The following is an 8610-nucleotide window of genomic DNA, read 5'->3' as shown; positions in this document are numbered from 1 at the left end:
GCCCCCTCGATTTGGGAGTTTGATTCACACAGGCCAGACAGCCTCAAGTTGATTAGTGGGTCCTGAACCTAAGCATATAGACGGGACTAAAGTCGGTATCATTTGGCCTGAAACGTTGGATACCGGCTTTACGTAGCAGAAGGGCTATCGCCCTTCCTTCCACGTTCATCAGAGCAGACAGCAGTTTGAGTGTAGTGAACTGTCGGTAAAATAATGCAGCATCCTTTGCGGTAATATACTCTCTGTTCCCGCCAGTCCGTGGGTTGAACAAAATCGCTGTACGCATTTAGATCGGACCAACGAGTTCGGGCACTTCAGAGAGGAGGGTTGCATATCTTTTGGCATCAAAGGCCTTACGCGGTGCGGGTCTGCTGTCATCACTTTCAAATGCCCCTGCGTTGATGAGAAATTGATCCAGTAGTAACGGACCAAGTCCAGCTTCCTTTGCCGCGGACGGCCCGAAATGCAGCTTACGTTCAGGAAGAGAAAATCCGAGGATCACCTCATCAGCAGCAACAGACCAAATCGCAACAATCCGCTCTTAATGCAGAACGTATCAAGCGCTTTTCGCTACGTCGTCCGCCGGTATTTTCGGTAAGCGCCGGGGGTGACGCCAGTCCAGCGTTTGAAGGCGCGATGCAGATTTGCAGGTGTGGCAAAGCCAAGGTCTTGAGAAATCGCCTCAATGCTTTTGTGCCCAAGGGTCAGGTCCCGGATCGCGATGTCACGGCGCAGGCTGTCTTTAATACCTTGAAACGACGTGCCTTCTGCATCCAGCCGCCGCATAAAGGTGCGCGGGGCTAGGTTGAGTGCAAGCGCTGCCTCATTCAGCGTGCACCCCAAAGCATCGGAAAGCTGCACGTACTCACGCACCCGAAGAGGCAAGGCATGCTCTCGGTAGGTGGTGAAAATCCAGTCGCGTGGGGCGCGGATCAAAAATTCGTGCATTTCATCATTGGTGCGGGCCACAGGCAACTCCGCAAGGCCGATATCGAAAGAGATTGCTGAATGGGCATGCCCAAAGCGGACAGGAGCGGGAAATAGGATGGCGTAGTCTTCGGCAAAGTCAGGGCGGGCAAAGGCAAAGTTCACGCCAAGAACGGGCAGCTCCCGCTCTGTTAGCCATGAGCCAATGCCGTGCACAAGTTTGAGCAGCAGCATGTGGCCGAACCTTTGCGCGGGTGCATCGGTGCGCGCGATCAGAGATATCTTTAGGCTATCACAGCTGTCTTCCAGCATAAGGGTGTAATCATCCAGCAGCAGGTTCCAATATGTGGTAAAGCGGAACATCGCGGCGGACAGCGATGAGGCGTCGCGCACTGTTGCGCACAGATGTTTGAGCGCGCCTGAACGAATGGGCCTGCTCCAAAGGCCCATCATCTCGTCGCCCGTCTCAACCGCGACCAGTTGGTACAGGCGGACAATCTGGTCGTGGGTGACGCGGGCCAGCGGATGGGAAACCCCTGCGAGGCTGGTTTTATCTAAAAAACGCTGCAATTGATCGGGCGTGCATTTGCGATGCAGCACAGACAGCCAGTCGTCCAGAAACGCCCGCGAGACAGTGGGAAGAACAGTGTCAGAAGTGGCTGCAGTCAATGTGTGCTCCATGGCGGTTGATGTGTCACTTTTTGAATGCTTTGCGTCCGTAGGGGCGATAGACGCCCCTGTCTCAACACGGTATCTGGCAAAAAGAGAAATCTCAATCACTGCCGCTGTGCAAAGGATGCCTAATGACACCCCGGATCGACCCTTCCCGCTACACCAACCTTGATATCGTCGCGCATGATGACGGGGTCTGGGTTGTCACCCTGAACCGCCCAACAAAGCGCAACGCGCTCAACGCGGAAACCATCGAAGAATTAGTGGAGTTCTTTTCGGTCGCGCCCCGTGCGGGTGTGCGGGCAATTGTGTTGGCTGGGGCAGGGGATCACTTCTGTGCGGGGCTTGATCTGTTAGAGCATCACAAAGAGGACCGCAGCCCGGCGGATTTCATGCACCTTTGCCTGCGTTGGCACGAAGCGTTCAATAAAATGGAATACGGCGGTGTGCCAATCATCGCGGCGCTGCACGGCGCTGTTGTGGGGGGCGGTCTTGAGCTGGCAAGCTCGGCGCACATCCGTGTTATGGACCAGAGCGCATATTTCGCCTTGCCCGAAGGGCAGCGTGGGCTGTTTACAGGGGGTGGAGCGACCATCCGCGTCACCGATTTGGTGGGTAAGTCCCGCATGATTGATATGATGCTGACAGGTCGCGTGTATCAGGGGCAAGAAGCTGTTGATCTTGGATTGGCGCAATACATCGTGGATGGCTCCAGCCTTGATGCGGCGATGGATCTGGCGCGCAAAGCGGCGCAGAATCTACCATTGTCCAATTTCGCGATTTGTTCGGCCGTGAGCCATATGCAAAATATGTCGGCGATGGACGCGGCTTACGCCGAGGCGGTTGTGGCCGGCGTGGTCAACACGCAGCCTGATGCACGTGAACGTCTTGCCGCTTTCGCGGATAAGAGCGCTGCACGGGTACGTCCAAATGGCTAGGGTGCCTGCGCCCCTGGCTCAATCTGGGGTTGGTCCTGCTTAGCGGGCATCGTCTGATATGAGCAGGCGCGGATCAGTCAAACAGCGCCGCGATGGTTTGGAGAACAACATCCGGCTTTTGATAAAAGAGCAGCTGACCTGCGTCCTCGACGACGGTCAGCGTGACCCGATCACTGTGGCGATGAGAAAATCCCGTACGCTGCCAATAGAAACCACAGGGTCATGCGCGCCGTGGAGTAGGTGAACGGGTACCGGTGCGGACTGGATGAATGCCTCTGTCCAGTCACGTGTTACCATTTCGCTGTCGAGCGCAAATCCCTTGCTCCCTTGCGCAATCGAGAAGTCGACACCATTCAAAAAGATCCGTCGCACCTCATGGTTTTTGATCACTTCATTATCCACAGGGGCATTTTCGTAAAGTGAGTCCAGAAAGGTTTCTCCGCCTCCGTTTCTGATTTGCCGGATGCTCGCATTGATCACAAACGGTAGCACAGAGTGAGCATAGCGCGCAGTATAGGCCACCAGACGCTGGCGGCGGCTCATTCCTTCACATTATTTTGACAACTAATTGAATAGTAAATTAAAAAATTTCCCTTTTGAAAATAACACCACATTAAATACCACTCAACGCCAAAATTTACGCTGCAAACCTACCGTCCTCGCCCTATTCAGCGTGGCCCAATTCAGCAAGGCTTTCCATCAACGGTTTGACATTGCGGGCCTGTCCACGGACAAAGCGGCGGGCGATTTGTTCGGGGGTGGCTGTTCCCATTCCGTCCAAGGCTTCGCGTATGGCAGCGAATTGTTCGGGCATGGTTTGGGCCACGGGGCTTTTTCGATCTTGGCGATAACCCCATGGTCCATATTGGCGGTTTTGCCCTTGGTGACCTGCGCGCCTGTGGGGTTTCGGTAGTCAGGGCGGAGCCAGCGGATTTGGCCGCGCGCCTCTTCCTCTGCGCGCTCTTTGTTCAGCGCGACAAGGCGGAGGAGGATTTCTTCGTTACTCAGTGCGCAAGTCGGCAAATTACGCCAGATAACCTGCAAACTCGGCCTCAACGGCTGTCGCGATCAATTGCTGAGCTCCTGTTCTCAGCAAATCCGTCAGTGCGTCCGTCATCTCATCTCGACGCGCAAAATCAACAATATTAGTCGTTTCCATGGTGATGTATCTCCTTCGGTTGGGGCGCTGTCTCGCAACAACATTCAACCAGATACGTCGCCAACCTTCAAATCCTCAAACACCAGATTCAGTCCTAGCTCCCACCTCTGTCCGGTTTTGAAAATTAGTTCCTAGTCTGCAAAATTTTACATGCTATTAGGGGCTTAAAGATTAGAATTAATATTTTGAAAGATATTATATGGCCACCACTTACTTACTGATGATTGATGGGGTTTTCGGGAACTCGAAGCGTGTAGGGTACGAGGGCTGGTTTGACATAGATTCGTTTAGTCTCGGTCAAAGCAAAGACTCAGGCAGTGTTGATATACAGGATCTGTCTGTGGCTTTTAAGACCGATTCGAACTCGGGATTGACCGATTTACTCATGGGTGTCTCGACCGGCACGCCCTTTCGTGCGCTTCAGATAGAAGGCGTCGAAATGGGCCCTAAGGGGGGCCTGGATCAGACGGTCTACAAGCTAATTCTCAATGACGTTTTTGTCAGTTCCGTATTAGATGACACTCTTGAGGTTGTCGCTGGCTTTTTTGCCACTACCCAACCAGGGGTAAATTTGAATATCTTAGAATCAAAGTTTAATGCGACGTTCGACTTTGGTAAAATTGGCATTGTCACTCCAGGGATCAAGCCTGGTACGGAAAACAACTACGGATGGGATGTGGGCGCTGATAAACCCCTTGATCCCGCTACCCTCGTTTCGCCGACTATCCCTAAATCGCCTGATGGCGCCACAGAGCCGTTGGACTACTACCTGCTGATTGACGGGATTGCAGGCAGCTCGACGGATGTAGGGCGCGAGGGCTGGTTTGAGCTAGAAGGGTTTAGTCTCGGTCAAAGCCAAGTCTCAGGCCGTGTTAATATCGAGGATCTGTCGGTCACTTTATTTGGCGGCAAGGCCGGTGCGATTTTACCTGATTTATACCAGGGTGTCTCGACCGGCACGCCCTTTCGTGCGCTTCAGATCGAGGGCGTCATTCGGGACCCTAGTTTGGGCCTGAATCAGACGGTCTATAAGCTGACTCTCAATGACGTTTTGATCAGTTCCGTATCAGAGGACGCTGCGTCGGAGGGCGGAGCAAGCATTAATGCAACGTTCGACTTTGGTAAGATTGGCCTTGTCATGAATAGGCTGAATCAAGATGGCAGCCTTGGTGCGGATCAGACCTACGGATGGGATGTGGGCGCCAACGGAACCATTGATCCCGCAACCCTCGTTTCGCCGCTTGATCTGCCGAGTGTTGGAAGGCTTGGGGCCCGCGACTACTACCTGCTGATTGACGGGATTGCAGGCGACTCGACGCGTGAAGGGTACGAGGGCTGGTTTGAGCTAAATGCGTTTAGTCTCGGTCAAAGCCAAGTCTCAGGCCGTGTTAATATCCAGGATCTGTCTGTGTCTCTTTCGGGCAATTCGGGATTGGCAGATTTACTCAGAGGTGTTTCGACCGGCACTCCCCTTCGTGCGCTGCAAATCGAGGGCGTCAATCCTGGCTCAAATAGTCCGTGGGCCTATAAGCTGACGCTCAATGACATTATTGTCAGTTCCGTGTCAGAGGACGCTGCGGGCGGCGAAAAGAATATTAATGCGACGTTCGACTTTGGTAAAATTGGCCTTGTCATGAAAAACCAGAGTGTACTACTAGATGTTAGCCTTGGTGCGGAACATACCTACGGATGGGATGTGCTCGCTAATAAACCCCTTGGTCCCGCCACCCTCGTTTCGCCGACTATGCCTAATTCGCCTGTCGTCGTCGAAAGCCCGACGGCCTACTATCTGTTTATTCAAGGGATTGTAGGCGACTCGACGCGTAAAGGGTACGAGGGCTGGTTTGAGCTGGATGCGTTTAGTCTGGGTCAAAGCCAAGTCTCAGGCAGTGTTAATTTTCAGGATCTGTCTGTGTCTCTTTCGGGCACTGCGGGATTGACCGATTTACTTAGGGTTGTATCGGATCCTTATTCCCAAAGGATAGAGGCGCTTCAGATCTATGGCGTCATTGAGAGCCCTGAGGAAGGGCGTGGCCAGGCGGTCTATAAGCTGACGCTCAATGAGGTTTTTGTCAGTTCCCTGTCAGAGGACACTGCGGGCAGCGAAAAGAACATTAATGCGACGTTCGACTTTGGTAGAATTGGCCTTACCACGAACAGCCTGAATCCCGATGGTAGCTTTGGTGTGGAACAGACCTACGGATGGGATGTGGGCGCGAATAAACCTGATAGTATCAGCGATAACACGACTAGGTACTCGCCTGTTATTGTTGCAAGCCCGACTAACTACTACCTAAAGATTGCTGGTATTAAAGGCGACTTGACATATGAAGGGCGCGAGGGCTGGTTTGATCTTGATGCGTTTAGTTTCGGTCAAAGCATCGAGGGCTTAGGCCGAGTTGATATACAGGATCTGTCTGTGTCTCTTTCGGGCATTGCGGGATTGACTGGTTTACTCCAGGGTGCCTCGAACGGCGCGAAGTTTACTTCGCTTCAGATCGAGGGCGAAACTCCGACGATCTTCACTCAGGTTCCGAAAGAGGGCGGCGGAACAACGACTAAGACGACCCTTGGTAAGACAGTCTATAAGCTGACGCTCAATGAGGTTTTTGTCAGTTCCGTGTCAGGGGACACTGCGGGCAGCGAAAAGAACATTAATGCGACGTTCGACTTTGGCAAAATTGGCCTTGTCACGAATAGCCTGAATCAAGATGGCAGCCTTGGTGCGGAACAGACCTACGCATGGGATGTGGGCAATAATACAACCCTTGATCCCGCAACACTTACAACGAGTGCTGACGATAACGTTTTTAGGGCCCCAAGTCCGACGAAATATTACCTAAAGATAGATCGTATTGCAGGCGACTCGACGGATGTAGGGCGCGAGGGCTGGTTTGATCTTGATACGTTCAGTCTCGGTCAAAGCGGCGCAGCCGACGGAGGTATGAGACCCATGGCGAAGCTGTCTCTCGATCTGTTGAGTAATGTAGGATTAACCTATCTACTCAAGGCTGTCTCGACTGGCACGCCCATTTTTGCACTTCAGATCGAGGGCGTCATTGGGGGCAATCCTAAGGCGGCCTATAGTCTGAGGCTCAATGACATTACTGTAGTTTCCGTATCACAAGACGCTGAGGGCGGCGAAAAGAACAGTAATGCGACGTTAATCGCTAGTAAGATTTTGCTTGAACTAAACGAGCTAAGTAGCTTTGGCAATGTCTATGATGAATACGGATGGGATTTTGGAACGAATGAACCCCTTGGATCCATTTATTTCGCAAATTCTTTCAATTCGGCACCCGTTATTTCGTCCGACGGGGGCGGTGCTGCGGCAACGGTCTCTGTGATAGAGAACCAAACCATCGTAACTCGCGTAATGGCGACGGACGCCGAACCTGGGTTTCCATTAACTTACGCGATCGTTGGCGGTGTCGATGCATCTGCATTCGCAATCGACCAAACAAGCGGTTTGTTGACGTTCAAAGCGGCCCCGGACTTCGAAGCACCTACCGATTCCGATGGCAACAACGTTTATCAGGTGGTTGTGCAGAGTTCCGATGGAGAGCTGAAGGACAGCCAGACGCTCAACGTGAATGTGAGGAACAGTTTGGCACCCGTTATTTCGTCCGACGGGGGCGGTGCTACGGCAACGGTCTCTGTGATGGAGAACCAAACCATCGTAACTCGCGTAATGGCGACGGACCCCGACGCTGGGACCGCGTTAACTTACGCGATCGCTGGCGGTGTCGACGCATCTGCATTCATCATCGACCAAACAAGCGGTTTGTTGACGTTCAAAGTAGCCCCTGACTTCGAAGCACCTACCGATTCCGATGGCAACAACGTTTATCAGGTGATTGTGCAGAGTTCGGATGGAGAGGAGAGCGACAACCAGACGCTCAACGTGAATGTGGGGAACAATTTGGCACCCGTTATTTCGTCCGACGGGGGCGGTGCTACGGCAACGGTCTCTGTGATGGAGAACCAAACCATCGTAACTCGCGTAATGGCGACGGACCCCGACGCTGGGACCGCGTTAACTTACGCGATCGCTGGCGGTGTCGACGCATCTGCATTCATCATCGACCAAACAAGCGGTTTGTTGACGTTCAAAGTAGCCCCTGACTTCGAAGCACCTACCGATTCCGATGGCAACAACGTTTATCAGGTGATTGTGCAGAGTTCGGATGGAGAGGAGAGCGACAACCAGACGCTCAACGTGAATGTGGGGAACGTGGCAGGTGCAACGATTACCGGCACTGAAATTGGGGATGTTATCAATTCCACGCGCACCGCCGCAGGACAACCCTTACCGACTGGTGAAGACGACGTGATCACAGGCAACGGCGGCAATGATGCGCTCCGTGGCGGAGCGGACGCAGATACGCTGTCGGGTGGTGATGGCGCTGACATGGTGCAGTACAATGGCTCTGCGGCGGGCGTGAGGGTCAATCTGAACGTCGACGGTTTGGGGTTCCAATCGGCCTCGGGCGGCGACGCGGATGGCGATGTGTTGTCGGGTTTTGAGAACGCCGTTGGCTCCGACTATGCCGACGCCTTGATCGGGGACGATGCAAACAATGTGCTTATTGGCGGTGCAGGCGCAGACACGTTGACCGGCAACGGCGGCAATGACGCGCTCCGTGGCGGAGCGGACGCAGATACGCTGTCGGGTGGTGATGGCGCTGACATGGTGCAGTACAATGGCTCTGCGGCGGGCGTGAGGGTCAATCTGAACGTCGACGGTTTGGGGTTCCAATCGGCCTCGGGCGGCGACGCGGATGGCGATGTGTTGTCGGGTTTTGAGAACGCCGTTGGCTCCGACTATGCCGACGCCTTGATCGGGGACGATGCAAACAATGTGCTTATTGGCGGTGCAGGCGCAGACACGTTGACCGGCAACGGCGGCAATGA

At 53.6% G+C, this 8610-nt stretch carries 5 protein-coding genes and 1 pseudogene; 2 read left to right on the top strand and 4 right to left on the bottom strand.

What is annotated here, in order from left to right; translation table 11 throughout:
* Window positions 1–570: 570 nt before the first annotated feature.
* Window positions 571–1596: an AraC family transcriptional regulator gene (locus V7730_RS20980; RefSeq protein WP_335749510.1), complete on the bottom strand. Its 1026-nt coding sequence runs from the start codon at window positions 1594–1596 to the stop codon at window positions 571–573.
* 134 nt (window positions 1597–1730) lie between these two features.
* On the opposite strand from V7730_RS20980, the gene V7730_RS20975 reads away from it, so the two are divergent.
* A complete protein-coding gene (locus V7730_RS20975; RefSeq protein ID WP_335749509.1) occupies window positions 1731–2537 on the top strand; it encodes a crotonase/enoyl-CoA hydratase family protein in 807 nt (268 codons plus the stop codon).
* A gap of 156 nt (window positions 2538–2693) precedes the next feature.
* Here the strand turns inward: V7730_RS20975 and V7730_RS20970 are convergent, their stop codons facing one another.
* The 3 genes and pseudogenes from V7730_RS20970 to V7730_RS20960 form a co-directional block, all read right to left on the bottom strand.
* Window positions 2694–3080 carry a hypothetical protein gene (locus V7730_RS20970; protein WP_335749508.1) on the bottom strand — a complete coding sequence of 129 codons (387 nt, stop codon included), beginning with the start codon at window positions 3078–3080 and terminating at the stop codon, window positions 2694–2696.
* Between the two features lie 121 nt (window positions 3081–3201).
* Complete coding sequence (locus tag V7730_RS20965; protein ID WP_335749507.1) at window positions 3202–3351, bottom strand: hypothetical protein; 150 nt, start codon at window positions 3349–3351, stop codon at window positions 3202–3204.
* Window positions 3352–3564: 213 nt separating this feature from the next.
* A pseudogene (locus tag V7730_RS20960) lies at window positions 3565–3696 on the bottom strand (IS256 family transposase); the annotation flags it as partial.
* A gap of 199 nt (window positions 3697–3895) precedes the next feature.
* Between V7730_RS20960 and V7730_RS20955 the strand changes: the two are divergent.
* The coding region (locus V7730_RS20955) for a type VI secretion system tube protein Hcp (protein WP_335749506.1) at window positions 3896–8610 on the top strand (4715 nt) is incomplete at its 3' end.

This window comes from Sulfitobacter sp., from assembly GCF_036961165.1.
Classification (GTDB): domain Bacteria; phylum Pseudomonadota; class Alphaproteobacteria; order Rhodobacterales; family Rhodobacteraceae; genus Sulfitobacter.
This window is presented reverse-complemented; position numbering and strand designations above follow the sequence as displayed.

Excerpts from the sequence above, each read along its gene's own strand:
- V7730_RS20975 (WP_335749509.1), top strand. The coding sequence starts at position 1,731 with ATGACACCCCGGATCGACCCTTCCCGCTACACCAACCTTGATATCGTC.
- V7730_RS20970 (WP_335749508.1), bottom strand. The coding sequence starts at position 3,080 with ATGAGCCGCCGCCAGCGTCTGGTGGCCTATACTGCGCGCTATGCTCAC.
- V7730_RS20965 (WP_335749507.1), bottom strand. The coding sequence starts at position 3,351 with ATGCCCGAACAATTCGCTGCCATACGCGAAGCCTTGGACGGAATGGGA.